General features: G+C 45.9%; 31 protein-coding genes and 1 rRNA gene (1 of these 32 running past the window's edge). 27 read left to right on the top strand and 5 right to left on the bottom strand.

Translation table 11 applies throughout. From position 1 onward, the window contains the following. Positions 1–3: 3 nt before the first annotated feature. The 4 genes from CZ502_RS07640 to trxA all read left to right on the top strand — a co-directional run bounded on the left by CZ502_RS07640 (position 4) and on the right by trxA (position 3,692). Positions 4–303 carry a DUF1292 domain-containing protein gene (locus tag CZ502_RS07640; protein ID WP_076461223.1) on the top strand — a complete coding sequence of 100 codons (300 nt, stop codon included), beginning with the start codon at positions 4–6 and terminating at the stop codon, positions 301–303. A 90-nt stretch (positions 304–393) separates the two neighbouring features. Then, complete coding sequence (locus tag CZ502_RS07645; protein WP_076461225.1) at positions 394–921, top strand: CvpA family protein; 528 nt, start codon at positions 394–396, stop codon at positions 919–921. Positions 922–931: 10 nt separating this feature from the next. After that, positions 932–3,307 carry an endonuclease MutS2 gene (locus CZ502_RS07650; protein WP_076461227.1) on the top strand — a complete coding sequence of 792 codons (2,376 nt, stop codon included), beginning with the start codon at positions 932–934 and terminating at the stop codon, positions 3,305–3,307. 76 nt (positions 3,308–3,383) lie between these two features. Continuing rightward, positions 3,384–3,692, top strand: a complete 309-nt coding sequence (gene trxA, locus CZ502_RS07655) for a thioredoxin (RefSeq protein ID WP_076461230.1) — start codon at positions 3,384–3,386, stop codon at positions 3,690–3,692. 45 nt (positions 3,693–3,737) lie between these two features. Here trxA and CZ502_RS07660 read toward each other — a convergent pair whose 3' ends face one another. Continuing rightward, complete coding sequence (locus CZ502_RS07660; protein WP_076461232.1) at positions 3,738–4,322, bottom strand: YslB family protein; 585 nt, start codon at positions 4,320–4,322, stop codon at positions 3,738–3,740. A gap of 154 nt (positions 4,323–4,476) precedes the next feature. On the opposite strand from CZ502_RS07660, the gene murI reads away from it, so the two are divergent. The 4 genes from murI to cbpB are packed head-to-tail and all read left to right on the top strand — an operon-like array spanning position 4,477 to position 6,843. After that, positions 4,477–5,277: a glutamate racemase gene (gene murI / locus CZ502_RS07665; RefSeq protein ID WP_076461234.1), complete on the top strand. Its 801-nt coding sequence runs from the start codon at positions 4,477–4,479 to the stop codon at positions 5,275–5,277. A gap of 3 nt (positions 5,278–5,280) precedes the next feature. After that, positions 5,281–5,871 (top strand): XTP/dITP diphosphatase, encoded by a 591-nt coding sequence (locus CZ502_RS07670; RefSeq protein WP_076461236.1) that lies wholly within the window; start codon positions 5,281–5,283, stop codon positions 5,869–5,871. Positions 5,872–5,873: 2 nt separating this feature from the next. After that, positions 5,874–6,395, top strand: coding sequence for a metallophosphoesterase (locus tag CZ502_RS07675; RefSeq protein WP_076461239.1), 522 nt, complete (start codon positions 5,874–5,876; stop codon positions 6,393–6,395). 10 nt (positions 6,396–6,405) lie between these two features. Beyond that, positions 6,406–6,843, top strand: coding sequence for a cyclic-di-AMP-binding protein CbpB (cbpB, locus tag CZ502_RS07680; protein WP_076461242.1), 438 nt, complete (start codon positions 6,406–6,408; stop codon positions 6,841–6,843). Between the two features lie 94 nt (positions 6,844–6,937). Here the strand turns inward: cbpB and CZ502_RS07685 are convergent, their stop codons facing one another. Beyond that, positions 6,938–7,771, bottom strand: coding sequence for an HAD-IIB family hydrolase (locus tag CZ502_RS07685; protein WP_076461244.1), 834 nt, complete (start codon positions 7,769–7,771; stop codon positions 6,938–6,940). Continuing rightward, on the bottom strand, positions 7,761–8,639 hold the full coding sequence (locus CZ502_RS07690; protein WP_076461246.1) for a mechanosensitive ion channel family protein: 879 nt from the start codon (positions 8,637–8,639) through the stop codon (positions 7,761–7,763). The genes CZ502_RS07685 and CZ502_RS07690 overlap by 11 nt, the downstream gene beginning before the upstream one ends. 145 nt (positions 8,640–8,784) lie before the next feature. On the opposite strand from CZ502_RS07690, the gene CZ502_RS07695 reads away from it, so the two are divergent. Beyond that, positions 8,785–9,225, top strand: a complete 441-nt coding sequence (locus CZ502_RS07695; RefSeq protein ID WP_076461248.1) for a DUF948 domain-containing protein — start codon at positions 8,785–8,787, stop codon at positions 9,223–9,225. Continuing rightward, positions 9,218–9,637 carry a hypothetical protein gene (locus CZ502_RS07700; RefSeq protein WP_076461250.1) on the top strand — a complete coding sequence of 140 codons (420 nt, stop codon included), beginning with the start codon at positions 9,218–9,220 and terminating at the stop codon, positions 9,635–9,637. The genes CZ502_RS07695 and CZ502_RS07700 overlap by 8 nt, the downstream gene beginning before the upstream one ends. Positions 9,638–9,683: 46 nt before the next feature. On the opposite strand, the gene CZ502_RS07705 is transcribed toward CZ502_RS07700, so the two are convergent. After that, positions 9,684–10,784, bottom strand: coding sequence for a M24 family metallopeptidase (locus tag CZ502_RS07705; protein WP_076461253.1), 1,101 nt, complete (start codon positions 10,782–10,784; stop codon positions 9,684–9,686). A 160-nt stretch (positions 10,785–10,944) separates the two neighbouring features. On the opposite strand from CZ502_RS07705, the gene ccpA reads away from it, so the two are divergent. From ccpA to CZ502_RS07780, 16 genes are all read left to right on the top strand, one after another. Then, entirely contained in the window at positions 10,945–11,955 is a 1,011-nt protein-coding gene (gene ccpA / locus CZ502_RS07710) for a catabolite control protein A (protein WP_076461256.1), read from the top strand. An 11-nt stretch (positions 11,956–11,966) separates the two neighbouring features. Further along, positions 11,967–12,845, top strand: a complete 879-nt coding sequence (locus tag CZ502_RS07715; RefSeq protein WP_076461259.1) for a hypothetical protein — start codon at positions 11,967–11,969, stop codon at positions 12,843–12,845. Between the two features lie 75 nt (positions 12,846–12,920). Beyond that, positions 12,921–13,667, top strand: coding sequence for a YebC/PmpR family DNA-binding transcriptional regulator (locus CZ502_RS07720; RefSeq protein WP_076461262.1), 747 nt, complete (start codon positions 12,921–12,923; stop codon positions 13,665–13,667). Positions 13,668–13,785: 118 nt separating this feature from the next. Further along, positions 13,786–14,763, top strand: coding sequence for a competence type IV pilus ATPase ComGA (gene comGA, locus CZ502_RS07725; protein WP_076461264.1), 978 nt, complete (start codon positions 13,786–13,788; stop codon positions 14,761–14,763). Further along, positions 14,681–15,754, top strand: coding sequence for a type II secretion system F family protein (locus tag CZ502_RS07730; RefSeq protein ID WP_083673339.1), 1,074 nt, complete (start codon positions 14,681–14,683; stop codon positions 15,752–15,754). Before comGA ends, CZ502_RS07730 begins: the two co-directional genes overlap by 83 nt. After that, complete coding sequence (gene comGC / locus CZ502_RS07735; protein WP_076461266.1) at positions 15,754–16,062, top strand: competence type IV pilus major pilin ComGC; 309 nt, start codon at positions 15,754–15,756, stop codon at positions 16,060–16,062. The genes CZ502_RS07730 and comGC overlap by 1 nt, the downstream gene beginning before the upstream one ends. Next, positions 16,059–16,502 (top strand): type II secretion system protein, encoded by a 444-nt coding sequence (locus CZ502_RS07740; RefSeq protein ID WP_076461268.1) that lies wholly within the window; start codon positions 16,059–16,061, stop codon positions 16,500–16,502. The genes comGC and CZ502_RS07740 overlap by 4 nt, the downstream gene beginning before the upstream one ends. Continuing rightward, the gene (locus CZ502_RS07745; protein ID WP_076461270.1) at positions 16,495–16,755 is read left to right on the top strand and encodes a hypothetical protein; all 261 of its coding nucleotides are present in this window, start codon (positions 16,495–16,497) and stop codon (positions 16,753–16,755) included. The genes CZ502_RS07740 and CZ502_RS07745 overlap by 8 nt, the downstream gene beginning before the upstream one ends. Continuing rightward, positions 16,752–17,192, top strand: coding sequence for a hypothetical protein (locus CZ502_RS07750; protein ID WP_076461272.1), 441 nt, complete (start codon positions 16,752–16,754; stop codon positions 17,190–17,192). The genes CZ502_RS07745 and CZ502_RS07750 overlap by 4 nt, the downstream gene beginning before the upstream one ends. A 19-nt stretch (positions 17,193–17,211) precedes the next feature. Beyond that, positions 17,212–17,367 (top strand): hypothetical protein, encoded by a 156-nt coding sequence (locus CZ502_RS10700; protein WP_159434558.1) that lies wholly within the window; start codon positions 17,212–17,214, stop codon positions 17,365–17,367. Positions 17,368–17,463: 96 nt separating this feature from the next. Then, positions 17,464–18,441 (top strand): class I SAM-dependent methyltransferase, encoded by a 978-nt coding sequence (locus tag CZ502_RS07755; protein WP_368087320.1) that lies wholly within the window; start codon positions 17,464–17,466, stop codon positions 18,439–18,441. A 14-nt stretch (positions 18,442–18,455) separates the two neighbouring features. Then, positions 18,456–19,652, top strand: coding sequence for an acetate/propionate family kinase (locus CZ502_RS07760; protein WP_076461276.1), 1,197 nt, complete (start codon positions 18,456–18,458; stop codon positions 19,650–19,652). An 83-nt stretch (positions 19,653–19,735) separates the two neighbouring features. Further along, a complete protein-coding gene (locus CZ502_RS07765) occupies positions 19,736–20,356 on the top strand; it encodes a metallophosphoesterase family protein (RefSeq protein ID WP_076461277.1) in 621 nt (206 codons plus the stop codon). A gap of 29 nt (positions 20,357–20,385) precedes the next feature. Next, complete coding sequence (locus tag CZ502_RS07770) at positions 20,386–20,934, top strand: YutD family protein (RefSeq protein WP_076461279.1); 549 nt, start codon at positions 20,386–20,388, stop codon at positions 20,932–20,934. Between the two features lie 6 nt (positions 20,935–20,940). Further along, entirely contained in the window at positions 20,941–21,711 is a 771-nt protein-coding gene (locus tag CZ502_RS07775) for a TIGR01457 family HAD-type hydrolase (protein ID WP_076461281.1), read from the top strand. Beyond that, positions 21,695–22,345 carry a TIGR01906 family membrane protein gene (locus CZ502_RS07780; RefSeq protein ID WP_076461283.1) on the top strand — a complete coding sequence of 217 codons (651 nt, stop codon included), beginning with the start codon at positions 21,695–21,697 and terminating at the stop codon, positions 22,343–22,345. Before CZ502_RS07775 ends, CZ502_RS07780 begins: the two co-directional genes overlap by 17 nt. Here the strand turns inward: CZ502_RS07780 and CZ502_RS07785 are convergent. Continuing rightward, positions 22,319–22,966, bottom strand: a complete 648-nt coding sequence (locus tag CZ502_RS07785) for a VTT domain-containing protein (RefSeq protein WP_076461285.1) — start codon at positions 22,964–22,966, stop codon at positions 22,319–22,321. The two genes, CZ502_RS07780 and CZ502_RS07785, sit on opposite strands and share 27 nt — an antisense overlap. Before the next feature lie 641 nt (positions 22,967–23,607). Between CZ502_RS07785 and CZ502_RS07790 the strand changes: the two genes are divergently transcribed. Continuing rightward, positions 23,608–24,869, top strand: a 16S ribosomal RNA gene (locus CZ502_RS07790) (it continues 312 nt past the right edge of the window).

The raw sequence follows: 24,869 nt of genomic DNA on the forward strand, positions 1-24,869 counted from the left end.
ATTATGAGTAAACAACAAGAAAACAACGAAAACTTAATTACTTTGATTGATGAAGATGGTAACGAACAACTATTTAAGGAATTGTTCACCTTTGACTCCGATGACTACGGTAAGTCATACATCTTTATTTATCCGGCAGAACAAGAGAATGACGAATCAGTTGATATTCAAGCTTACATCGTCACTGATAATCAGGATGACGACGGCCAGGACCTTGTTCCAATTGAAGATGATAAGGAATGGGACATGGTTGAAGAAGTCTTAAACACATTCCTTGATAACGATGGTAATTTTAAAGCTTAGTCTTCACAACTAAATCAAAGTAATAAAGGGAACTGCGAAGTAGATGTCGCAGTCCCTTTATTCTTTAAGAACGAAAATAGGGGCACCAGGATGGTTTTAACAACATTTATTATCTTAATTTTATTAGGCTGCTTTATTAATGGCCGGCGACGGGGACTGTTGGCGATGGTTTTAATGCTCGGAACTTATATCATCGCCTGGCTGGTCGCCCGGCAAGGGACCCAGCTGGTCGGCAGTTGGCTAAAGTCCTTTTTGCCACCGATTGGCGAATCAGCAACTTTTTCTGCCAACTTGTTAAACAATATCAATAGCAACCTGTTCTTTTATAACGGGGTTGCCTTTATGGTAATTTTTACCGCAGTATCAATTATTTGTCATTGGGGGATTCGTCAATTAAACTGGATAAGACACCTCCCAATTATCGGCACAGTTGACCAACTGGTTGGCGGCCTGATTTCTTTTTTAATCGGTTATGTGATTATTTATGTTGTCTTGATTGTGATGCAGCTGTGGCCAGGGGAGTGGTGGCAGCTGCAGATTGCCAATTCTGGGTTAGCCCGTTTTATCATCACGCAGACACCAGGGATGGCGCAGTTAGTGATTCATACTCTTATTTGAGGAGGATAAAATGAACGATAAAATTTTAGAAACACTTGAATTTGACCGGATTAAGGGCCAGCTTGCCCAGTACTTAGTTTCAGCGGCTGGACAGCGGGAATTAGCAGCCCTTCGTCCGCAAACAGATTACCAAGCAGTACAGGACTTATTGGTTGAGACGACGGACGGGGCCGATATCTTACGGCTAGAAGATGGTATCCCGATTCCCCAACTAGCGAACATCAAGCCGCAGTTAAAGCGGTTAAAAATTAAGGCCAACCTCAACGGGACAGAACTTGCCCAGATTACGAAGGTATTGCAAACCAGCATGAGCGTGAAGAACTTTTTTGACGAGATGCGGGAGAAGAAGGTGCGCTTGCGGGTCTTAAACGACCAGGTAGACCAACTAGTAACGATTCCGTCAATCACCCAGCGCTTAACCCGGTCAATTGACCCCGATGGGCGGATTAATGATGAGGCGTCAGCAAAGTTGCATGGAATCCGCCAACTGATCACCAAGACGGAGACGATGATCCACCAGCAAATGGAAAACTACACCCGGGGGAAGAATGCCAAGTACCTGAGTGAACCAATCGTGACATTACGGAACGAGCGGTACGTAATTCCGGTAATTGCCCGTTACCGCAACAAATTTGGCGGGGTCGTCCATGACCAGAGTGCCAGTGGCCAGACCTTATATATCGAACCGGCTGCCGTTGTTGACTCGAATAACCGGTTACGGCAAGCACAAATCGAAGAACGGCAAGAGATGCGGCGGGTCTTAATGGAACTTTCAAAACTGATTGCCCCGTACCGGCATGATATTGGGCAAAACGAGACAATCCTTGGCCACCTCGACTTTATCAATGCAAAGGCACGCTGGGCACATGATACTAAGGCCACCCTCCCATTGTTGAGTAAGGAGAACCATGTTTTCCTTCGCCAGGCACGTCACCCGTTGATTGATCCCCAACGAGTAGTGGCCAATGACATTAAGATTGGGGACGACTACCAGGCAATTGTGATTACCGGGCCAAACACCGGTGGGAAGACGATCACCTTAAAGACATTAGGAATTATCCAGCTGATGGGGCAATCCGGCCTCTTTATCCCTGCTAATGAAGGCAGTACAATTGGCATTTTTGATAATATTTTTGCTGATATCGGGGATGAGCAGTCACTGGAACAAAACCTGAGTACCTTCTCTGGGCACATGGACGGGGTTAAATCAATCCTTGAGCAAATCACCGACCAGAGTTTGATCTTACTCGATGAGCTGGGTGCCGGGACTGACCCGAAGGAAGGGGCAGCGCTCGCCATGGCGATTCTCGATGAGATTGGCGCCAAGGGGAGTATGGTTGTCATTACGACCCACTATCCGGAATTGAAGATTTACGGCTATGACCGGGCAAAGACAATCAATGCTAGTATGGAATTTGACCAGGAAACCCTGCAGCCGACTTACCACTTGCTCTTAGGGGTACCGGGACAGTCTAATGGGCTGGAGATTGCGCAACGCTTAGGGATTTCCTCGACAATTATTGATGAGGCGCGTGCGCTGGTCAGCGATGACAGCCAGGACCTAAATAAGATGATTGGTGACCTCGTTGAGCAACGAAAGAAGGCCCGGGAAGAGAGTGAACGGCTTGCCAAGCTGGTAGCAGAAAATAAGCAGACCCAGCAAGAACTAACTGAAAAGCTCGGCCGCTTTAATGAGCAACGGGATAAGCTATACGAACAGGCGCGTTCGAAGGCCAACCACCAAGTATCAATGGCGAAGAGAAAGGCCGACCGTATTATCCACCATCTCCGCCAGCTAGAAGTTCAGCAGGGGGGCCATGTAAAGGAGAACGAGTTAATCGATGCGCAGGGGAAATTAAATGCCTTGCACCAAGATAATCCGCGTCTGCGGCATAATTCTGTCTTACAGCGGGCCAAACAAAAGCATGACCTGCATAAGGGGGATGCCGTCCTCGTCAAATCCTATGGCCAGTATGGTGAACTGCTTTCCAAGCGGGGAAATCATAAGTGGGAAGTTCAAATTGGAATCCTCAAGATGGCAATTGATGAACGTGATCTTGAAAAGGTCGCTAAAAAAGACCTTCCCCGGGAAAAAGATGCCCAACGGCGACCACGGGCGGCGGTTCACACGACCCAGACGAGGAAGACCTCTGCACGTTTAGACCTGCGTGGTCACCGTTATGAACAAGCGATGAGTGAGCTGAGCGACTTTATCGATCACGCCTTGCTAAATAACTTATCGACGGTCACGGTTATCCACGGTAAGGGAACCGGTGCATTGCGGAAGGGGACCCAGCAGTACCTCCAAAGCAATCCGCGGGTGAAATCATTTAGCTATGCGGCACCAAATGCTGGTGGCGATGGGGCGACAATCGTTAACTTATGATTTGCAAGCAGGGAAAATGACATCTGAAAAGGGATTTGTTAGAATAACGATATTAGGATTAAGGAGGAACTAAATAATGGCTGTAAATGTAACAACTGACCAAAGCTTTGAACAAGATACTGCTACTGGTGTTACCTTAACGGACTTCTGGGCTACCTGGTGTGGTCCATGTCGGATGCAATCACCAGTTGTCGATGCATTGTCAGAAAAGATGGCAGATGTTAAGTTCTTTAAGATGGATGTTGACGAGTATCCTGAGACTGCCCAAAAGTTCAGGATCATGAGTATCCCAACCTTACTGGTTAAAAAAGATGGTGAAGTCGTTGACCAGATTGTTGGTTACCACAGCGAAGACCAATTAAAGCAAATCCTGCAACAATATTAGGCGGACTCCTTTGTTGATCAAAAAAAGACTAGCGAGAATTTTTCGCTAGTCTTTTTTAGTGGAATCTTTAGCTGCCTCCTCTTTCTTTCCCTTCTTTTTGCGCTTCAAGCCGAAGAGGGAGGTCTCTTTTTTATCGTGGGGTTCTTTGTCAGGGCGGTCGATGTCGATAAAGGTTACCATTTCAGTGTGCTCGTTGTCTGCGGAGCTCAGGGGGTCATTTTGCACTAAAATTTCAACGTAGTCACGGTGGAGGTCAAAAACTTTTGACTCGGCAACAGTGCCAAGCTGAAATTCAATTTCCTGGGCGAGAAAACCACATTCAAGGCCAAAGGAGGTTTCCTCATCGTTGCGTTGGATCCGTTCCTTGACGATTGGCCCCGTTAACCGCCAAATTTGGCTCGTGTTACTCTTCTTCCGTTGGACTAAGCGGCCAAAGCCAAGTTGATTGGTCAAGTAGATTAAGTCCTCACTGGTAGCGACGGGGTAGACCCGGGCAAGGTCTTTACCGATCCAGTAAAGCATCTCGTCCGTTTCCTTTCCTAGGATCGCGGGTAAGATTACATCCCGCATTGTGCCAGCTGCTAACCCCTGATGACCCTGAAGTAACTGGTTATATAATTTTTGACTCATAATCAACTCGCTCCTTTTTAGCAATCATTCTTATTATACTTAAAAATAAGGATCTTAATAGGTCAAAAAGAGAAAAACTTGCAAAATATTACGGAGAAAAGGATAATATAGTTTCAAAGCTTTAAACGTTTTAACTTTAACGAGGTGTCAAAGAATGGATAAGCGACCAATTGGGATTATGGATTCTGGCTTGGGTGGCCTGTCTGTTACCCGGGTATTACGTGATCAGTTGCCGGCAGAATCAGTAATATTTGTTGGCGACCAGGGACATTTCCCTTATGGGACCAAGACTAAGGAACAGGTCCAGCGTTTTGCATTGGCAATTGGTGAATTTTTAGTAGCCCAGCAGGCAAAGTTAATGATTATTGCCTGCAATACAGCAACGGCGGCGGCATTACCGCTCTTGCAACAGCAACTACCAATTCCCGTAATCGGCGTTATTGAGCCGGGGGCAATTGCGGCGACAAAGCATGGTTACCAAAAAATTGGTGTTATTGGGACGGAATCAACAATTAAAAACGGGGCATATGAACGGACCCTGGCAAAGCTGGCCCCTGATTTGACGGTGATTAGTCAGCCTGCCCAGCCGTTGGTGTCAATTGTTGAACACGGGCAGACCGGGACCAAAAAAGCCCAGCAGGCGGTTGATCGTGAATTGGCAGTTTATGATCACCAGCAGATTCAGGCATTGATCCTGGGATGCACCCACTTCCCATTTCTGCAGCAGGAGATTAGCAATAAGCTAGGGGACAATGTGCGACTGATTGATCCGGCCTTTGAAACAATTAGCCAGACCAAGGACTTACTTACTAGCCGTGGCCTGTTAAGTGATGGTCGCAAACCAGCGATTGACTTATATTCAACGGGGGACGTAAAAGACCTCGTTGCCGGCGCTGACAAATGGCTGCCAGATGGTTATACAAGGTGTCAACACCTTGACTTAAGGGAGGACTAGGGAATGAAAACAATCGTGATTGCAACGAAGAATGCGGGAAAAGCGCGGGAGTACCGGGAGATGTTAGCGCCGCTGGGCATCACCGTAAAGACGTTAGCGGACTTTCCACCAATTAAGATTGACGAGAACGGGCAGACCTTTGAAGAAAATGCGACGATTAAGGCCAAGACCGCAGCGGCAGCGTTAAATTTACCAGTGATGGCCGATGACTCTGGCCTGGTTGTCGATGCCCTTAATGGCGCACCTGGTGTTCATTCTGCCCGGTATGCGGGTGACCATGATGACCAGGCGAATAATGCCAAATTATTGGCGGAACTAGCCACTGTTCCGGATGAGCAACGGACAGCTCATTTTCATACGACCATTGTGGCAATTAAGCCGGATGGCAGCAAACTGGTCGCCAATGGCCGGGTTGATGGCCACATCCTTCATGAGCTGACTGGTAAAAACGGTTTTGGCTACGATCCGTTGTTCTACGTTGACGAACTGCAGTGCGCAATGGCAGAATTGACAGCCGCCCAAAAGAACCGGGTGAGTCATCGTGGCCGGGCACTGCGGGAATTTATGCAAAAATTTAATGATTGGTGGGCTTGATTATGAAGGCATTGATTATTAGTGACAACCACCGTGACCAGGAAATCTTAAAGCAGGTTGTTGCTGAAATGGCGCCGCAAGTAGACGTCTTGATTCACTGTGGGGATTCAGAACTATCACCGACAGCCGTGCCGATGCCGCAGTTTGCCGCTGTTAAGGGGAATAATGACTACCGCCTTGACTACCCCAACGAATTACTTGTCCAGGAGGGCAGTGAACGGATCTTTACGACCCACGGCCACCTGTACCGGGTTAATTCGTCGTTAACGCCATTGATGCTAAAGGGGGAAGAAGTCGGGGCGACGATTGTTTGCTACGGCCATACTCACCAGTTAGGCGTGGAATACGACCACGGGATGTTAATCATTAATCCGGGAAGCATTAGCCTTCCCCGGGGGAAATATGCTGGACTAGGTGGCACCTTTGCGATTGTTGATGCCCAGCCGACCCGGTTTGTCGTTGACTTCTATGATCGGCAAATGGCAGCTGTTTCGCAACTGCATTGTGAATTTAACCGGCAATAAGGAGTATGTGATGATTGATCAACGGCTGCAAGCTTTATTAATGGCAAATAAGCAGAAGTTTATGATCCCAGCGAGCCTCGTGGCAACGGTTAATCAGAGCAACAGCTTGGATCATGCATTTTTGCTCCTGACTAAGAACCGCTACGCCAAGATTATTGTTGTTGATAATAAGAACCATTATTGTGGGCAAATCTCTTTAGCGATGATTACGGAAAAGATGCTTGGGACGGCAACGGTCAATACGGATTGCCTTTCACAACTAGTTGTCGGTGACGTAATGCAAACTGACGCTCCCGTGGTGACTGACCCGGAAGATATTGAGACGAACCTCCACCTGCTAATTGACCAGTCATTTCTCCCCGTTATTGATCATGACCGTAATTTTATTGGGATCGTGACTCGGCGGGAGTTATTAAAGGCGGTCAACTACATGGTCCATAACTTTTAGCCGCCCGTGGTTGGCGAAGTGCATAAGAGATTTAAAATAAAAGGCTGGTGAAAAAATTTTTCACCGGCCTTTTATAATAGCTTCAGGATGGTCATTAATTATTTTTTAGGAGGGCACTGATCGTTTTGATTACCCCACTGTGGTTATTATCAATGGTTGTTGTGTGTGCTGCCTGCATCTGAATTAGTGGCTGGGCATTTTTCATTGCGTAACTACGGTCAGTCATCGCCAGCATGCCGAGATCATTTTCGTTGTCGCCAAAGGTCACGATTTCATTTGTCTGCAGGTGGAAGTGGTCCTGCAAAAGGGAAAGGGCATTTTGTTTGGTAGCGACGGCACTGCCGATTAGGTCGGTGTTAAAGCCTGAGTTTTCCATAATCAACGACGGGGGCAAGTAGCCGTCAAGGGTGGCTGCTACCTTTTGCAAGTTGATATGGTTAGCAAAGTTGATTGAAATCTTGGTAAATTGTTCATCAGGCTTAGCCGAAAAGATTTGTCGAATATTTTCCACTCGCTCCACTTGCTCATAAAAAAGTTTGACGATGGCAAAGTCGTGATCACTCATCTGCTGGTCGACGTATGAGGTGGTCGGGGTAGAAACAACTAGCTGGTTAATATCTTTTGGCCCGTAGAAGCGGTCTAATACGTGGATTACCCGTGCCAGCGCCTCGCGGGTGATGGGAAAGTCCCGGTATAATTTTTGTCCAAGGTGGATAACTGAACCGTTTTGGGAGATGAAGCTCATTTTATCAATGTAGGGTTTGAACTCCCGTTGAAGGCGGGCAAAGCTTGACCCGCTTGCGGCAACGAAGTAGATGTTGTGGCGCTGTAATTGGTGAAAGACCTTTGCAAAGAGTTGCTGGTCATAGGTATGGTCGTCACGAAGAAAGGTGCCGTCCATGTCCGTGGCAATTAATTTAATGCTCATTAAAAACTCCTCCTTCCCAGGCTAGTGGGATCTCATTTGCCCGTAATTCTTTGAGGTAGGCTGCTAAGAAGTGACTAGCGACAGCCGATTGTTCCCCGCTAACGGCAGTAATCGTGACCCGGAATACAAGGGATCCATCCGGGTTGACAACGGGGCCAACCACCACCGGGTTAGCCTGGGCATCCTTATATTCGGGGACCAGCTTGTCGTTGACCTGGTTAACAACGTCTTCAACCTGGTTTAGGGGGGTCTTGGAAGTAATGTGAATGTCAACGTTACTTACCATGTTGTTCCGGGAAAGGTTTTGCACAATCGTGATGTTACGGTTGGGGATGTAGTTTAATGTACCGTCTGAACTGGTGATTTGGGTGGTCCGGATCCCCAGCGCGGTGACGGTCCCCTTGATCTGGCCGATTTGGACGGTATCGCCAACGTCTAATTGTTGTTCAAGCAGGATGAAGAAACCAGTCACCACGTCACTAACAAATCCCTGCGCCCCAAGCCCGAGGGCCAGACTGAAGATTCCGGCACCGGCAAGCAGGGTCCCCACAGGTACACCAATTTCAGAAAGAATTGCGTATAGTAAGAAGAAATAGCAGGTGTAACGGTAAATGTTTAAGGCGAGGGTCCGGACGGTCGCCATGCGGTTGCTGTTTTTGAGCAGGTTGTACTTGGTTGATTCCTGGAAAAGGTGGACGATGATCAGTTTCCCTAACCAGAGAATAAACATGAACAACAGAAAGGTCAGGATAATTAGCAAAAATTTACTCAAGATTTGCTGTGACAATTCGTGCCATGACAAGTCAGTAAACGCCTTTCGGACTTGCTCTAGTTGTTTAGTTGTTAGTGACGTTGCGCCGATACTCATAAAAAACCTCCAATAAAAATACTAATAAATATTCTAACAGGGAAGAAGGGCCGCTGTCGACCATTCTCGATTGTTGTTTTGGGCGATTTTATGATATTCTTAGTACTGAATAATCAACCATGAAATTAAAAGGAGGGGTTGGCAGATGACTTTTGGTCAATTAGCAGGGCTGATTGCTGCAATTGCTTTTCTTATCTTGGTTATCTTTGCATGCATCCTGTTAAACCAGCTGAGTAAGACGATGAAGGAAACGAATAAGAGTATTTCGACCCTTACGCGTGACGTTCATTATCTCAGCCAGGAGATGGAAGATGTTTTAAGTAATACTAATACGTTACTGGATGACATCAACCATAAGTCAGAACAACTGGACCCAGCGATTAAGGCAGTTGCAGAGGTCAGTCAGAGTGTTTCTGATGTCAATGATGCATTGCGCAAGATTACAGAAAAGTCGCATGAACGGCGCGAAAAGATGCAACTGGATCGGGGAATCTTTAAGATGGCCGGTAAGACAGTGATGATGGGCGCGTTTAATAAGTTTAGACAACGCCGTAAGCAAAAGAAGGGAATGACGACTGATGAGTAAAAAGTTACTTGCAGGAATGATGCTGGGTGGCGCTGCTACCTATGCAGCATGGAAGAAGATGGCACCGGTAAAGAAGGAAGCATTGAAGCAAAAGTTTAATGATACCTTTAACCAGGTGGCCGATTATGTTACTGACTACACCCTTGATGCATTAGACATTGTTGATGGGATGATGAGTGATGCAAAGCTTAACGATAAGGTTAGCGGGGCTGCCGATGCGGTAAGTAACGTTACCAGCAAAGTTAAAGGCGGCGCTAGCAAGGTTGTTGACAAGATGACTAACGATGACTTTGACCAACAAACTGCTGATATTCGTGAAGAATTAGCTAAGAGTGGCGAAACAGACGCTGCAGATGACGATATTGTCATCGACGCAACAAGTGATAAGAAGGACGAAGAGGAAGAAAAATAATCCTTATCGAATATAAAACGGCTGAGAATTTCTCAGCCGTTTTTTATTACTTTGGGAAAGTTTGCAATTCTTTGCTGGTGTGGGTGAATGGTTCACAGCCGGTAGTGGTAATGTGGACGCAGTCTTCAATCCGAACACCGGCAAAACCAGGAATATAGATTCCCGGTTCAATTGAAAAGCACATACCAGGCTCTAATACCAGGTCGTTGCCTTCCATGATTGATGGGAATTCATGTTCACTGCTACCCATCCCGTGGCCTAGCCGGTGGATGAAGTATTCACCATAGCCGGCCTTCGTGATGATGTCTCTGGCAACTTTGTCAAGTTCCGCAGCGGTGATTCCTGGTTTAGCTGCTGCTTGGGCGGTTAACTGTGCTTCTAAACAAACCTGGTAAATATCTTTTTGCTTTTCGTTTAGGCTGCCGACCGCAATGGTCCGGGAAGCATCACTGATGTAGCCCTCAAAGATCGTCCCGAGGTCAAAGAGGACTAGTTCATTTTCCTTTACCTTGTTGCCGGAAGTTGCCCCGTGTGGTTCCGCGGCATGAGGGCCGGCTTGAATGAGGGTGTCAAAACTCATCTTATTAATGCCGTGCTGCTTAAGGGCGTATTCAAGGTCAGCGGCAATTGCCTGTTCACTTTTGCCGACTTCAACAGCGTTAAAACCGACTTCAAAAGCAAAGTCAGCCCACTTACCAGCTTCATTTAACTTGGCTATTTCGTCCTCGCTCTTGATCATCCGCATTTTTTCAATGGTGGGGGTCAAGTCAGTGTTAAAGTGGGCATCAGGGAAGACTTGCTCCAATGACTGCAAGCGGTCAACGGTCAGTGAGCCCTTTTCAATCCCCCAGTTAACCGGGTTACCAGCTAACTGGTGAACGTGGTCAGCGATTAGGTCAAAAGGATGTTCATGGTCAAGGTAACCATAAACCGGGAATGACCACCCGGTCCCCTTAATTGCCTCGACTTCAAGGGCCGGGGCAAAGAGGAAGGGTTCGTGGTCACTAAAGATGATCAGGGCAAGGACCCGTTCAACGGGGTCGCTGTAAAAGCCGGTTAAATAGTTGATTGTCATGGGGTTGCTAATGTAGGCGGCATCAAGGTGTTGTTCGTTGATGATCGTCTGTAATTGGTTAAGCTTTGTCATGCTGTCACTTCCTTAACAAATATTGCATGTATTATATCATAATGTTACAAATTGAAAAAAACGCCTGAAAACGTTTGCCAATTAATAGCGAATCTGCTATATTAATTGGGTTATGAAAAAAGATGAAAACATAGTATGACAATAAAGAAAGGGCTATCTTATGGAAAAACAATCAGTAACAATTTACACGGTTGCCCGTGAAGCACGCGTATCAATGGCAACCGTTTCCCGGGTAGTAAACGGGAATCCAAACGTCAAGCCAGAAACACGGCAAAAAGTTTTAGACGTTATTAAGCAGTTAAACTACCGGCCAAATGCAGTTGCCCGGGGGCTAGCTTCAAAGAAGACGACCACGGTGGGGGTAGTGATTCCAAGTATTACTGACCCTTACTTTGCAGAGCTTGCGCTGGGAATCGATGATGTTGCAACAATGTATAAGTACAACATTATCTTAACTAACTCGGATTCTGACGATGAAAAGATCTTAAAGGTTGTGCGGAACCTGCTTGCTAAGCAAGTTGATGGGATTATCTTTATGGGGCATGACATTTCAGATGAGTTACGCAATGAGTTTGACAGCACCAACACACCGGTCGTGGTTGCTGGTTCGATCGTTAATGACCCTAACCTGGCTAGTGTGCGGATTGACTACAAGGCTGCAGCAAAGCAGGCAACTGACTTCTTGCTCAACCATGACCACCAAGAGGTTGCTTACGTGACGGGGCCACTTGATTACTCAATCAACGGTGGTGAACGTTTAGAAGGGTACAAGCAAGCACTTGAAGATAACAAGCTAGGCTTTAATGATTCATTAGTATACGCAACAGACGGCTCCTACAAGGCTGGTTACGACCAAGCAAAGGACTTAATTGCGAAGGGGATCAAGGCGGCTTACGCAACTGATGATAGCCTAGCAGCCGGCTTATTGAACGGGTTAACCGATGCAGGGGTAAACGTTCCGGCTGACTTTGAGCTGGTATCTTCAAATGACACGACTTACGCCAAGCTTGTGCGCCCAACCCTTACATCGATTACCCAACCCCTCTACGATATTGGTGCAATCTCAATGCGTCTGTTGACGAAGTTGATGGATGGTGAGGATAGCAGTGAAGATGAACAAAATATTATCCTTGCCCACGGTTTCATTGAACGCCAATCTACCCGCAAGTAGGGTGTGATTGAATGACTACCCGTAGTGAATTACGTGCAAAACGGCAACAAGAAGAGGGGCAGATAGAACCAGCGCCAACAGAGCAGGTAGAGCCAACACCGGCCCCAGCAAAGACTGGTCACCACTTGTTCTTTCGTTTCTGGGGGATCATGTTTGTCACCTTACTGTCGTTGGCCCTCTTGCTGAATGGCACGCTTTTAAATAAGGACTTTGTCAAACACGAGATTACCACTTCTTCATTGGAGACGGTGATGTTAGACCAGGTCAACAGTAGTTTAACCCAGTACGGGATTCCAACGACGGCTTTACAAAAAAGCGATGCTGATAAACTGGTTGAGCAGGCAGTTGACCAGGTATATTCAGGGCAGAAAATCAGCCTTGACTTAACGCCGGTGGTCAATAATGTTAACTCATCGGTCAATTCCCAGCTGGCGCAGTTCGGGCTGTCAACGTCAATGCTACCGGCCGGAAGTAGTGCGACAGTTGCTAGCAATCTTAATGCGGCGGTCAACAACCAACTGAATACTCCCCAAGTAACCGGGCTGATTACCGGGATAAAAATCGCCAAGGTGGTAGTTAACATTACTTTACTAGTCAGTGCGATTATGCTAGTCGTGTTAGTTATTAAGGCATTCTTGCAGCATCACGGATTGGCAAGTTTCAGTTGGATTAGTTTGCTTGGGATGGTGGTTTTGCTGGCGGTTATCGCTGCAATTAAGGCAATTGCAACGCAGGTTGGTGCGCAATTTTCTGACATCAGCCCGTTTATTTCCCAGCTTACCGATGATTTTGCCCAGCGGGGGATGACGTATGCATTCTTGCTGGCGGGAGTTGCAGTTATCTTATTTGCCCTCCGGATTGGGAAGCAAATTTGGCAACCCCATCGTTAGTCTTGAATTAAAAACAAATATTTGCTAAAATTTATCTGTTTGTATCACAATTAATAAAGAAAAGAGGAGTCAGTAATGTCAGGACATTCAAAATGGCATAACATTCAGGGACGTAAGAACGCCCAAGATGCTAAGCGTGGTAAGATTTTCCAAAAGATTTCACGTGACTTGTACCAAGCAGCTAAAGCAGGTGATCCTGATCCAGCGAACAACGCTCAATTACGGCTTGTAATCGATAAGGCACACGCGGCCAACATGCCAAAGAAGAACATTGACCGTGCAATCGCTAAGGCTTCAGGGATTGGTGGCGCGAAGTTCGAAGAAGTTACCTACGAAGGTTACGCTCCCGGTGGTGTAGCGGTAATGGTTTCTGCACTTACCGATAACAAGAACCGGACGGCATCCGCTGTTCGTTCTGCCTTTACCCATTCTGGTGGATCATTAGGTGCTAGTGGATCTGTTTCATACATGTTTGACCGGAAGGGATTAATCGAAATCCTTCGTGACGGCCTTGATAAGTCTGAAGATGACATGTTGATGGATGCTTTAGATGCAGGTGCTGAAGACATGAAGGCGACTGAAGAAAAGTTCCAAATCTTCACTGATCCAAGTAGCATGACGGCTGTTCGTGATGCCCTTCAAGGTGCCGGTTACGAACTAGACACTGCTGAAGTAACGATGATCCCACAAAACCGGACTGAAGTACCAGCAGATAAGGCAAAGCAATACCGTCACTTAATTGACGAATTGACTGAAAATGATGATGTTGCCGACATCTATGAAACTGGGATTTTACCAGACGACGATGACGACGAAGAATAATAAACACTTGTGTTTGCGTTGAGAGTTGCGACTAATTTGGTCGTAGCTCTTTATTTTTTTAAATAAAAAAGTGCATTTTTGATTTTTTTACGTTTTTAAATATATAGGAGGGTCAAAAATGCAGCAATTTGAAAAAGAATTAGCAACGGTTATTGCTAAGCGGGCGAGTGACTTATATATCTTGCCAATCAATGACTATTACCAGTTGCGCCTCGCTATTGTAGGCAAGGAGGCGGTGTTAAAGGAGGTGTCAGCGGAGTACGGTGAACGCTTGATTTCGTTTTTGAAGTACCGGGCGGATATGGCAGTAAGCGAACACCGCCGTCCCCAGCTGGGGGCAATTACCTGGGATCGCGGAGCAGAGAAGGTTAACATCCGTTTATCTAGCGTCGGCGATTACCAGGGCCGTGAATCGATGGTGGTGCGCTTTATTTACCAGCTGGGAAATGATGGCTTTAATGTGTTAGTCCCCCAGCAATGGACACAGCTCCAACAAATCGTTTTACAGCGAGGACTGATGCTTTTCGCTGGTCCAATGGGGGTGGGGAAGACGACGACAATGTACCGCCTTGCCCGGAGTCTGCTGCCGCAAAAGGTGGTCTTATCAATTGAGGACCCCGTCGAGATTGACGAACCATCGTTTATTCAGCTGCAGGTCAACGAGTTGGCGGGGATGGATTATCAAAGTTTGCTCCGTCTTGGCCTCCGTCACCGGCCAGATGTTTTTATCATCGGTGAGATCCGCGACCCGCAGACGGCGTTGATGACGATTCAAGCAGCTTTAAGTGGCCATCTCGTACTCGGGACGATTCACGCGCAAAATGTTTATGGGGTAATTGCACGTTTAGAGCAACTAGGAGTTGACCGCTATTATCTCCAACAAGCGTTGACTGGGATTTGTTATCAGCGGCTGTTACCAACCGTTAACGGGAGCCAGGCGGTATTGTGGGATCTCTTGTTTCATCAGCAATTAGCGGCGGCAATTAATGAGCAAAAAGGAGGACAAATGACGGATGACTGGCAAAAAAATCTTGAAAAAGCAGTGGCCAATAAGCAGCTTACTACAGCGACGGCGCAAAAATACGCCAACGGTTAAGTTCCCCCGCCGTGAACAGGCACAGGCGTTTTTATTGATTGCTGACCTATTGATGACGGGCTTTTCAATTAAGGAAGCGCTTGGCTTTATTGCCACGGTTAACCCCCGCTTAAAAGACTTGGTGGTGGCAGTTGATCAGCGGATGCAGGGCGGGGATAGTTTTGCAAGTAGTTTGCGGCCGTATATTTCAGCAGACCTGTACTATCAATTATTATTAGCTGAGGAACATGGTGACTTAGTTAAAACGGTGCGTGAAGTCGGAAAACTAATGACAACCCAGGAGCAGCAGCGAAAAAAGTTACTGGCATTGCTCCAGTACCCATTGATTTTGGTAGTGCTGCTGGGAGGTTTAATTGCCTGTCTTGCCCTGTTTGTCTTTCCAGAGTTAAAGACTTGGCAGCAGGGGGACAGTTCCCTTAGCCGGTATGGTAGCTACTTATCCGCGGTCAGCAGCTTTTTGCTTGCCGGGGGGGTCGCAAGTAGCTACTGCCGTTGGCGGCGCTGGCTGAAACTGTCGGCGAACAAGAAGATTGTCCGCCGGTGTCACCTACCGATTATTGGGAAGTGCTATCGCTACTACTATCACTATTATCTGACGAGTATTTTAGGCTTGATGCTGAGTCGGGGGATGTCACTACGGGAAATCTGTGACATGACCCAAAAATTTGAAGAGACATCGTTGCTTTTTCTCTTTGGGGATACCGTTGTAAGGGCAGCGCAATCAGGCGAAGAATTGGGGAAAATAATTTACCATTACCCGTTTTTACCGAATGAACTAGTTGCCTTTATGAATAAGGGGGCGACTGTTGAAAAACTTGGCGAAGAGCTAAGTGCATTTTCTGCGATCCAATTCACACGGTTGACGAGGGCAATTGAACGACTGCTGATATATGTACAACCAGCGATCTTTGGCGGAATTGCAATCATCATCGTTGGCTTATATTTAAGTATTTTGCTACCAATCTATCATTCACTACAGGGGGTCTACTGATGAAATTAACAAAGAAGCAGTCTGGCTTCACACTACTAGAAATGTCGATTGTTCTCTTTATTATTAGCTTGCTCGTTTTAATCATGCTGCCAAATTTATCTCAGCAACGAAAACATGCCAATAATATCCATGGCAAGGCGATGGTGTCGGTAATTCAGACCCAAGTCGACGCATATGAAAATGAGTTTGGGACGGCAAACGTGACGCTGGAGGAATTAAAGAATAACAACTACCTAACGGCTTCCCAAGTGCAGCGCGCTCGCCAAGAAAAGATCAGTATTGTCGATGGTAAGGCAGTCCGGCAATGAAGAAACCAGCGTTTACCATGTTAGAGGCGGTGATTGTTTTAGGGATTGTCGCGCTTGTCGTTGGCTTGACGATGCCAGCGATGACAAGGGATCGGCAGGCAATGGCGGAAGAACAGTTTTGGCGAAACCTGCGGCATAATTGGCGTCAGGCACAGTTACGGGCAGAGTTAAACCAGCAAAGCACACAGATTAAATATAATGTAGTAGCGCAGACGGTTGAGTTTGACTGGGCTGGTGGTCAAAAGCAAGTTGCAATTCCCGCAACGATTAAAGTTTTCCGCTTTCCAAAACTAAAAATGGCCGCAGATGGCTATATTAAGGCGCAGACACAGGTATTTTATTCTGAGCTTGACCAGCATTACTATTTAATGAAAATTCAACTTGCATGGGGAGGGTACCGGATTGAGAAAAAAGACCAGGCCAGCTTTTCTAATGGCTGACAGCCTTGTTGCACTACTTATTGTTGCTTTGGGGATCAACCTCATTTACGGATGTGAACGGCAACTAGTCCGCCAACAGCGTAATGAACAGGTAAAACTGATGGCGGCACGGCTGGGGAAGGAGGCCAGTGACCAGTATGCAATTACGAGAAAAAAAGCGGTTATTAACCGGCAGGCAATGCACGCCCAAGCAGATCACAACGGGGTGGAGGTTAACTACCGCGGACGATTAATCTTACAGGTGGCACCATGAAAAGACGGGCAGCCTTTACGATTGTTGAATGCATCTGTGCCTTGTTGATAACTTCGCTGGTCGTATTAGGGATTGGCGCTTTAATGACTAGCGTCCGGCAGGCTAACCGCAGCGACTTGAATGAGGCAGTTGACTGGTACATGTTTTTACAAGAATTGGAGTCACCACGCCACCGCTTTGAACTCCGGCACGTATATCGAAGCTCACTGATCTTATATGGGCAGGTAGCAGCGCGGAGTTATGAGCTAAAGGGAAGCACATGTTTTTACCTTACCGGTGGGCACGATGGCGGGTACTTGCCGTTGATCGATAACCTTAAAGCATATGACTGTGATTTTAAGCAACTAGATGAGCAACGAGTATTAATTGAAGTGGAGCGAAAAAATGGGCAACATTTGGCAGGAATTGTTAAGTTTTATCCCCCACAAACCGACTAAGCGGGGCGGATATGTTTTATTGGCCAGCATAATTGTATTATTAGTTACGAGTACCGTCATTGTGTACCAGTATCGCTACTATGCTGATTACCAGCAGCTAGAACGGCGGCTATACCAGGACTGCCTTAGTAAAATTCACGCAAATCTTGATGCTGCCAAAGTGGTACCAGCTTGAATTTGTGCGGAAGAATAGTTAAACTAAGAAGGTAATGATTGTACTATTTGGAGGCGACGACCACTGGCACAAGAAACACCACAAGAATTATTTGAACTGTTTGATGAGGGAACGGCGCTTTTGCAAGCGGCATTAAATTGCTCATACTTAGATGCAATGCTGGAAAACGCGGAAAATATTATTGATAATAATACCGTCCGGGTTGAAAACGGTCTCCCAAAGGAAGAAACAGTAAAGAAATTACAAGAGATTTATCGCAAGCTTGATTTGCAACATGCCAAAGCGGAGTATGTCCGCCAGGTTGTCCAGTTAAGTTTTTTAAAGGTAATTCGTAAAGATGCCATCCAGGCAAACCACCAGATGACCCCGGATACGATTGGGCTGATCATGGCCTTCTTGATTGAAAAGATTACGACGGTCAATAAGATTAAAACGGTGTTTGACCCGGCGGTAGGAACAGCAAACCTACTGACGACTGTGATTAACCAATTACGGGCAAATGGTGATCAACAGATTACCGGCTTTGGAATAGATAATGATGACGCGATGCTGCAGGTGGCAAGTGTGAGTGTTGAGCTCCAGGATCTTGACGTTAAGCTTTACCACCAAGATGCAGTCAGCGCTTTAGATATTCCCCAGAGTGACTTGGTAGTTTCGGATTTACCAATTGGTTATTACCCACTTGATGAAAACACGAAGAACTACCAGACACGAGCAAAAGAGGGGCATTCTTACGTTCACCACTTGTTAATTGAACAAGCGATGAATTATTTAAAGCCTGGAGCATTTGGTGTATTTTTAGTTCCAAGTAGTCTGTTCCAGACAAAAGAATCACAATCATTTGTTAAATGGATTCAGTCTGTTGCCTATCTACAAGGACTGATTAACTTACCTGCTGAGCTATTTGCCAACCCGAATGCGCAAAAGTCAATTTTGTTATTGCAGCGCCAGGGAGGTAATAGTAAGCAGGCAGTGAAGGTTTTACTGGGTGAATTCCCGTCATTCAAGGATAAAAATGGCTTTGCCTCATTCATGAACGATGTTAGTCGATGGGTAGCAACGAATTTACAATAAAGGAGAAAAGTTCAATGGCAAAAACGATTGCAGTTAATGCAGGAAGCTCAACACTTAAGTTTAAGTTATTCGATATGCCAAGCGAAGATGTAGTCGCTGAGGGAACAATCGAACGGATTGGTGAGAAGATGGGTCACGCTAAGATTAAGTACGGCGATGGCCAAAAGCACGAGGAAGAAATTCCGTTTGAAGACCACGCGGCAGCGGTTAACTATCTTTTAGACAAGTTAATTGCGCTTGAGATTGTTGAAAGTTATGACGAAATTACCGCTGTTGGTCACCGGATTGTTGCCGGTGGTGAATTCTTTAAGGATTCCACGGTTATTACTGATGATGTTATCAAGAAGATTGATGAATTATCAGAATACGCACCACTACACGAACCAGCTGAGTTAATTGGGATCAAGGCATTTAAGAAGGTGCTGCCAAATGCATTTGCAGTTGCTGTGTTTGATACTTCGTTCCACGCAAGTATGCCAAAGATGAACGCATTATACAGTGTCCCTTATGACTGGTATGAAAAGTATGGTGCCCGGAAGTATGGTGCCCATGGTACGAGTCACCGGTATGTTGCAGCGCGGGCTGCAGAAATGCTCGGCAAGCCATTGAAGGACTTGAAGTTAATCACGATGCACATTGGGGCCGGGGCTTCAATCACCGCAATCAAGGATGGCAAGTCATTTGATACTTCAATGGGCTTTACCCCGGTTGCCGGAATCACAATGGCAACCCGGTCCGGGGATGTCGATCCTTCGCTTGTTGCATTTATGCAAGGAAAGTTGAACCTTTCTTCTGATCAAATGATTGATATCTTGAACCACAAGTCAGGGTTAATTGGTATTTCTGGTATCTCTCCTGATATGCGGGATATTTTGGCTGCCGCTGACGAGGGCAATGACCGTGCACAATTGACATTAGATATTTATGTCAACCGGATTGTTCGCTACATTGGTTCATATGTTGCTGAAATGGGTGGTGTGGATGCGATTGTCTTCACTGCCGGCGTTGGTGAAAATAGTGCACCAATTCGGAAGATGGTAACTGACAAATTGGGTTACTTTGGCATTAAGATTGACCAAGAAAAGAATGATTGCCACGGTGTTGAACGTGACCTGTCAGCAGCAGACGCGAAGGTCAAGACATTATTAATTCCAACTAATGAAGAATTAATGATCGTTCGTGATATTGAACGTCTCAAGAAAAATAACTAATATTTGGCTAAAAGGCTAGTGAAAGGGGCTATTGACATTTCGTCAGGCCCTTTTTGCGTATTGGGATTGAGGAGGAATGGTTAATGAAGTTTGTGACCTCTGATACGCATTTTTATCACGATAGCTTACTGGGGATGAATGATTTTGCTCCCCGGCCGTTTAAGAATATCGAGCAGATGAATGCGACAATAATCAAAAATTGGAACGATAAGGTTGGTGAAAATGATATTGTTTACCACCTTGGCGACATTGCCCTTTATTTTGTAAAGCCACAAAAGCAAGCTTACCAGGCGGTATTTGAAGTGTTAGACCAACTACATGGGCACCTCGTATTAATCAAAGGAAATCACGATAGCCGGGCATTTTTCAAATACCTAGAGGGCAAGAACTACCAGTTCGGTGGACGGCCGAAGTTTGCTTTTCATGACGTTGGTGCACTCTTAAAGTATGACCACCGCCAATACTACCTAACGCATTACCCAATGATGCTGGGGATTGCGCCCCAGATAATTAATCTGCATGGTCATATTCACCATTATGCGGTGCCAATAAAAGAAAATATCAATGTTGGGGTTGATTCCCCGGAGCTAGATTACTTAGCAACGCCACCGGCATTTGGGGCGCCGCTTAATTTTGCCGAGGTTGAAGAAATAGTCACGAAAAAGGCACGTGAGTTTGAAGCAAAAAATAATGGTCATTCGTGATATATTATTAAGTGGAAAGAAGGGGAAAGATGAATCGGGCAAAAATTCAAGACTATATCGACCAGCGAGAAGAACAGCGGGCGACTATTTTTCGGGTTGAACAAGTCGATGAGACGCATTTTAAGTTAAACGGGCACCCTTACGAGTTAGTTAAGGAATATCGCGATGGCTTTAATGCTGACCAGCTTGCGGCACGGTTTAGTAGCATTTTAAGTAAGTATGATTACATCGTTGGCGATTGGGGCTATGATCAGTTGCGCTTAAAGGGTTTTTATAGTGAGGACAACCCCCTGTATGTCCCTGACCAGGGGGTTGCGACGATTGAAGATTACCTTTTTGAGTATTGTAACTTTGGTTGTGCCTATTTCATTATCCATAATGATGATGTTAAGACTCCGCGGCAGCGACACCATCGCACGCGTTCCCGGCATTCACATAAGAAATCGCCAGTCATCCATGAACGGCGTCGGCGAATCAGTCAGCCGAGTCCTAATAAACGTCATCACCAGCAGGCAGAACGGGTAAAAAATGGGCACCGGCAAAAGTTTGTCATTCACCAGCGAAAGAAGAGGAGTTAGGAATTTATGAAAAAGTACCAAGGATACTTTATTGACCTAGATGGCACGACCTATAAGGGGAAAAAACAAATTCCGGCGGCTGGCCGGTTTATTGCGCGGCTGCAAGAAGCGGGGAAACAAGTCTTGTTTGTGACAAACAATAGTACGCGGTCGCCGCAGTTTGTTGCGGATAATTTACGGTTGAATCATCATATCAATGTGACAGCGGACAATGTATACACAACTGCCTTGGCAACGGCGGATTATCTTGCCTCAATTGCGCCTGCTGGCAGTAAGCTCTACGTTGTAGGTGAAAGTGGTCTAAAAGATGCATTACGTGATCGGGGCTTTGTCCTCACCGCGGATCACCCGCAATACGTGGTTGTTGGCCTTGATACGGCAGTTACTTACCAGAAACTAGAGACGGCGGTCTTGCTCATTAGGGCGGGAGCTAAGTTTATTGGGACTAACGCTGATAGTAACCTGCCAAATGAGCGGGGGATGGTGCCAGGTGCAGGGTCCCTTGTTAAACTTGTTGAGTACGCAACTCAACAGCAACCATTGATGATTGGAAAACCCGAGGCCATTATTATGGAGATGGCGCTAAAAAAGGCCCAGCTTAGTAAAGACGAGGTAATTATGGTTGGGGACAACTATCATACTGATATCGAAGCGGCAATTAATGTTGGCATGGATAGTCTGCTTGTCTATACTGGCTTATCTCGTCCCCAGGAAGTTGCAAAAGAAAAAATACAGCCAACTTATACGGTGAATAGTCTTGATGAATGGCAATTATAATAACCTAATTGAATCAATAAGGGCAGTATTAACCACGATAATTTGTTTTGTCGCGGCGGTTAGTATTGCCCTTTTTATTGTGGTCAATGTTTCGCCACTGTTTATCATGGTGCCAACAAGGACCCTTGGGTGCACGGCAGGGCAAATTTATTCAGACTATCGGCAAATAATAATGTATCTCCAGCTTCCATGGGTTACTGACTTACGCTTACACTACATCCCAATAACAACATCAGCTATCCATCACTTTAATGATGTCCGTCAACTATTTTTGATTAATGAGCTGTTAATGCCGGTTATGATGGTTCTAGCATTGCAGGGGTTGAGACGAGAAAAACGGCAAGCTCAACTATGGCGGTTGAACTTGCCGTTTCAAATGCTGTTTATTTTAATCTTATTTGGTGGCTTTATCCTCTTTACTAATTTTGACCGTTCCTTTATCCGGTTCCACTATTTAGTATTTAGCAATATGGACTGGGTATTTGACCCTAAAACCAATCCAGTAATCCTACTGATGCCGCAGTCATTCTTTTCAATGCTGTTTACCCTTGTTGTAGTAATTAGCACCAGTCTTTGCCTCGCAGTCTGGCTGTGGACCAAGTTAGAATTACGCGCTTTTCTTACCAAGCTTTGATTTGATCAGGCCGACAAGGGCAGGAATCAAGGTTACCACAATGATTGCGAGAATAATTAGGGAAAAGTGTTCCTGGACGAAAGGGAGGTTACCGAAGAAATAACCACATCCACAACAGAGAAATACCCATGATAGGCAGCCGATAATACTGTAACGGAGAAAGTGGTTGTAAGGGAACCCAGATCCTGCGGCCGCGAATGGCGCAAAGGTCCGGATGATCGGAATAAACCGTGCCAAGATAATTGCGGGAGCACCATGCTTTTCAAAAAAGGCTTCTGCCCGGTTTAGACTATCTTTGTCAATTAATTTGCCGAATAAAGAATGATTGGAGAGCGTTTTGCCAATTTTGTGACCGATTAAGAAGTTTAATGAGTCACCTCCAAAACAGGCGGTAAGGAAAAGAATGATGAATATCCAAATGTTGAGGTTGTAACGGGGATCAGCTGCTAATGCGCTGGCGGCAAATAATAACGAGTCACCAGGGAGAAAGGGCATGATCACAGCACCAGTTTCAATAAAGATGATTGCAAACAGGATAAGGTAAGTAGCATCACCAAATTGGTTAACAATTTGGATTAAGTGAACATCAATATGTAAAATAAAGTCAATCAGGGTTGCCAATAGTTATTCTCCTTTTAATGATAGATAATACTGTTAAAGTGTATCAAGTTAGGAAAAACTTGTGAAGTAGGGGAGGGAAGTTTTAATTAACTTGTTACTTTTACTGGTTAGCAGGAACAACAATACAGAAAAACTAGTAAAGAACGATTAACTAAGAGATTACAAATATCAAGGATAAAAAGCGAATGTTTTACCTTAGATATGAGAACCTGTTCATGTGCGAAAGAAAGTAAAAGAAAAACTAAAAGAAGTTGTTGACAATGCTTGGATTACACGGTATAGTAATTAACGTTGTCAAAGCAGTGCTATGCTGCGATGGTTGATGATCACCAATTAAAAATTATTGTTGACATCAAGTTGATGACATGATATTCTAATAAAGTTGCTGATTGAGTTATCAATCAAAAGAAATTCTGAATTAATTAAAATTTCTTCTTGACAAGTTAATCAACGTTATGATAAAATATAAATGTTGATTGGCTGCTTAATTAGCCAACAAGGTAGACCTTTGAAAACTGAACAAAGTTTCGACGAATCAAATGTGTAGGGTCTTCAATCATTTATGATTTGAAGCAAAACATTTGCGAAGTCAATTCGCTTAATAATTAATTTATTTTAGAGCTTTTCAAGTTCTTATATTTTTATATGAGAGTTTGATCCTGGCTCAGGATGAACGCCGGCGGTGTGCCTAATACATGCAAGTCGTACGCACTGGCCCAACTGATTGATGGTGCTTGCACCAGATTGACGATGGATCACCAGTGAGTGGCGGACGGGTGAGTAACACGTGGGTAACCTGCCCCGGAGCGGGGGATAACATTTGGAAACAGATGCTAATACCGCATAACTACGAAGACCACATGGTCTTCGTATAAAAGATGGCTCTGCTATCACTCTGGGATGGACCCGCGGTGCATTAGCTAGTTGGTAAGGTAACGGCTTACCAAGGCGATGATGCATAGCCGAGTTGAGAGACTGATCGGCCACAATGGAACTGAGACACGGTCCATACTCCTACGGGAGGCAGCAGTAGGGAATCTTCCACAATGGGCGCAAGCCTGATGGAGCAACACCGCGTGAGTGAAGAAGGGTTTCGGCTCGTAAAGCTCTGTTGTTGGAGAAGAACGTACCTGAGAGTAACTGTTCAGGTAGTGACGGTATCCAACCAGAAAGTCACGGCTAACTACGTGCCAGCAGCCGCGGTAATACGTAGGTGGCAAGCGTTATCCGGATTTATTGGGCGTAAAGCGAGCGCAGGCGGTTGCTTAGGTCTGATGTGAAAGCCTTCGGCTTAACCGAAGAAGTGCATCGGAAACCGGGCGACTTGAGTGCAGAAGAGGACAGTGGAACTCCATGTGTAGCGGTGGAATGCGTAGATATATGGAAGAACACCAGTGGCGAAGGCGGCTGTCTGGTCTGCAACTGACGCTGAGGCTCGAAAGCATGGGTAGCGAACAGGATTAGATACCCTGGTAGTCCATGCCGTAAACGATGAGTGCTAGGTGTTGGAGGGTTTCCGCCCTTCAGTGCCGGAGCTAACGCATTAAGCACTCCGCCTGGGGAGTACGACCGCAAGGTTGAAACTCAAAGGAATTGACGGGGGCCCGCACAAGCGGTGGAGCATGTGGTTTAATTCGAAGCTACGCGAAGAACCTTACCAGGTCTTGACATCTTGCGCTAACCTAAGAGATTAGGCGTTCCCTTCGGGGACGCAATGACAGGTGGTGCATGGTCGTCGTCAGCTCGTGTCGTGAGATGTTGGGTTAAGTCCCGCAACGAGCGCAACCCTTGTTACTAGTTGCCAGCATTAAGTTGGGCACTCTAGTGAGACTGCCGGTGACAAACCGGAGGAAGGTGGGGACGACGTCAGATCATCATGCCCCTTATGACCTGGGCTACACAC

This window comes from Limosilactobacillus caccae (assembly GCF_900156885.1).
Taxonomy (GTDB): Bacteria; Bacillota; Bacilli; order Lactobacillales; family Lactobacillaceae; genus Limosilactobacillus; species Limosilactobacillus caccae.

What these genes read in the sequence shown, in the direction of transcription:
- CZ502_RS07640 (WP_076461223.1), top strand. Translation starts at nt 4, where the DNA reads ATGAGTAAACAACAAGAAAACAACGAAAACTTAATTACTTTGATTGAT.
- CZ502_RS07645 (WP_076461225.1), top strand. Translation starts at nt 394, where the DNA reads ATGGTTTTAACAACATTTATTATCTTAATTTTATTAGGCTGCTTTATT.
- CZ502_RS07650 (WP_076461227.1), top strand. Translation starts at nt 932, where the DNA reads ATGAACGATAAAATTTTAGAAACACTTGAATTTGACCGGATTAAGGGC.
- trxA (WP_076461230.1), top strand. Translation starts at nt 3,384, where the DNA reads ATGGCTGTAAATGTAACAACTGACCAAAGCTTTGAACAAGATACTGCT.
- CZ502_RS07660 (WP_076461232.1), bottom strand. Translation starts at nt 4,322, where the DNA reads ATGAGTCAAAAATTATATAACCAGTTACTTCAGGGTCATCAGGGGTTA.
- murI (WP_076461234.1), top strand. Translation starts at nt 4,477, where the DNA reads ATGGATAAGCGACCAATTGGGATTATGGATTCTGGCTTGGGTGGCCTG.
- CZ502_RS07670 (WP_076461236.1), top strand. Translation starts at nt 5,281, where the DNA reads ATGAAAACAATCGTGATTGCAACGAAGAATGCGGGAAAAGCGCGGGAG.
- CZ502_RS07675 (WP_076461239.1), top strand. Translation starts at nt 5,874, where the DNA reads ATGAAGGCATTGATTATTAGTGACAACCACCGTGACCAGGAAATCTTA.
- cbpB (WP_076461242.1), top strand. Translation starts at nt 6,406, where the DNA reads ATGATTGATCAACGGCTGCAAGCTTTATTAATGGCAAATAAGCAGAAG.
- CZ502_RS07685 (WP_076461244.1), bottom strand. Translation starts at nt 7,771, where the DNA reads ATGAGCATTAAATTAATTGCCACGGACATGGACGGCACCTTTCTTCGT.
- CZ502_RS07690 (WP_076461246.1), bottom strand. Translation starts at nt 8,639, where the DNA reads ATGAGTATCGGCGCAACGTCACTAACAACTAAACAACTAGAGCAAGTC.
- CZ502_RS07695 (WP_076461248.1), top strand. Translation starts at nt 8,785, where the DNA reads ATGACTTTTGGTCAATTAGCAGGGCTGATTGCTGCAATTGCTTTTCTT.
- CZ502_RS07700 (WP_076461250.1), top strand. Translation starts at nt 9,218, where the DNA reads ATGAGTAAAAAGTTACTTGCAGGAATGATGCTGGGTGGCGCTGCTACC.
- CZ502_RS07705 (WP_076461253.1), bottom strand. Translation starts at nt 10,784, where the DNA reads ATGACAAAGCTTAACCAATTACAGACGATCATCAACGAACAACACCTT.
- ccpA (WP_076461256.1), top strand. Translation starts at nt 10,945, where the DNA reads ATGGAAAAACAATCAGTAACAATTTACACGGTTGCCCGTGAAGCACGC.
- CZ502_RS07715 (WP_076461259.1), top strand. Translation starts at nt 11,967, where the DNA reads ATGACTACCCGTAGTGAATTACGTGCAAAACGGCAACAAGAAGAGGGG.
- CZ502_RS07720 (WP_076461262.1), top strand. Translation starts at nt 12,921, where the DNA reads ATGTCAGGACATTCAAAATGGCATAACATTCAGGGACGTAAGAACGCC.
- comGA (WP_076461264.1), top strand. Translation starts at nt 13,786, where the DNA reads ATGCAGCAATTTGAAAAAGAATTAGCAACGGTTATTGCTAAGCGGGCG.
- CZ502_RS07730 (WP_083673339.1), top strand. Translation starts at nt 14,681, where the DNA reads ATGACTGGCAAAAAAATCTTGAAAAAGCAGTGGCCAATAAGCAGCTTA.
- comGC (WP_076461266.1), top strand. Translation starts at nt 15,754, where the DNA reads ATGAAATTAACAAAGAAGCAGTCTGGCTTCACACTACTAGAAATGTCG.
- CZ502_RS07740 (WP_076461268.1), top strand. Translation starts at nt 16,059, where the DNA reads ATGAAGAAACCAGCGTTTACCATGTTAGAGGCGGTGATTGTTTTAGGG.
- CZ502_RS07745 (WP_076461270.1), top strand. Translation starts at nt 16,495, where the DNA reads ATGGCTGACAGCCTTGTTGCACTACTTATTGTTGCTTTGGGGATCAAC.
- CZ502_RS07750 (WP_076461272.1), top strand. Translation starts at nt 16,752, where the DNA reads ATGAAAAGACGGGCAGCCTTTACGATTGTTGAATGCATCTGTGCCTTG.
- CZ502_RS07760 (WP_076461276.1), top strand. Translation starts at nt 18,456, where the DNA reads ATGGCAAAAACGATTGCAGTTAATGCAGGAAGCTCAACACTTAAGTTT.
- CZ502_RS07765 (WP_076461277.1), top strand. Translation starts at nt 19,736, where the DNA reads ATGAAGTTTGTGACCTCTGATACGCATTTTTATCACGATAGCTTACTG.
- CZ502_RS07770 (WP_076461279.1), top strand. Translation starts at nt 20,386, where the DNA reads ATGAATCGGGCAAAAATTCAAGACTATATCGACCAGCGAGAAGAACAG.
- CZ502_RS07775 (WP_076461281.1), top strand. Translation starts at nt 20,941, where the DNA reads ATGAAAAAGTACCAAGGATACTTTATTGACCTAGATGGCACGACCTAT.
- CZ502_RS07780 (WP_076461283.1), top strand. Translation starts at nt 21,695, where the DNA reads ATGAATGGCAATTATAATAACCTAATTGAATCAATAAGGGCAGTATTA.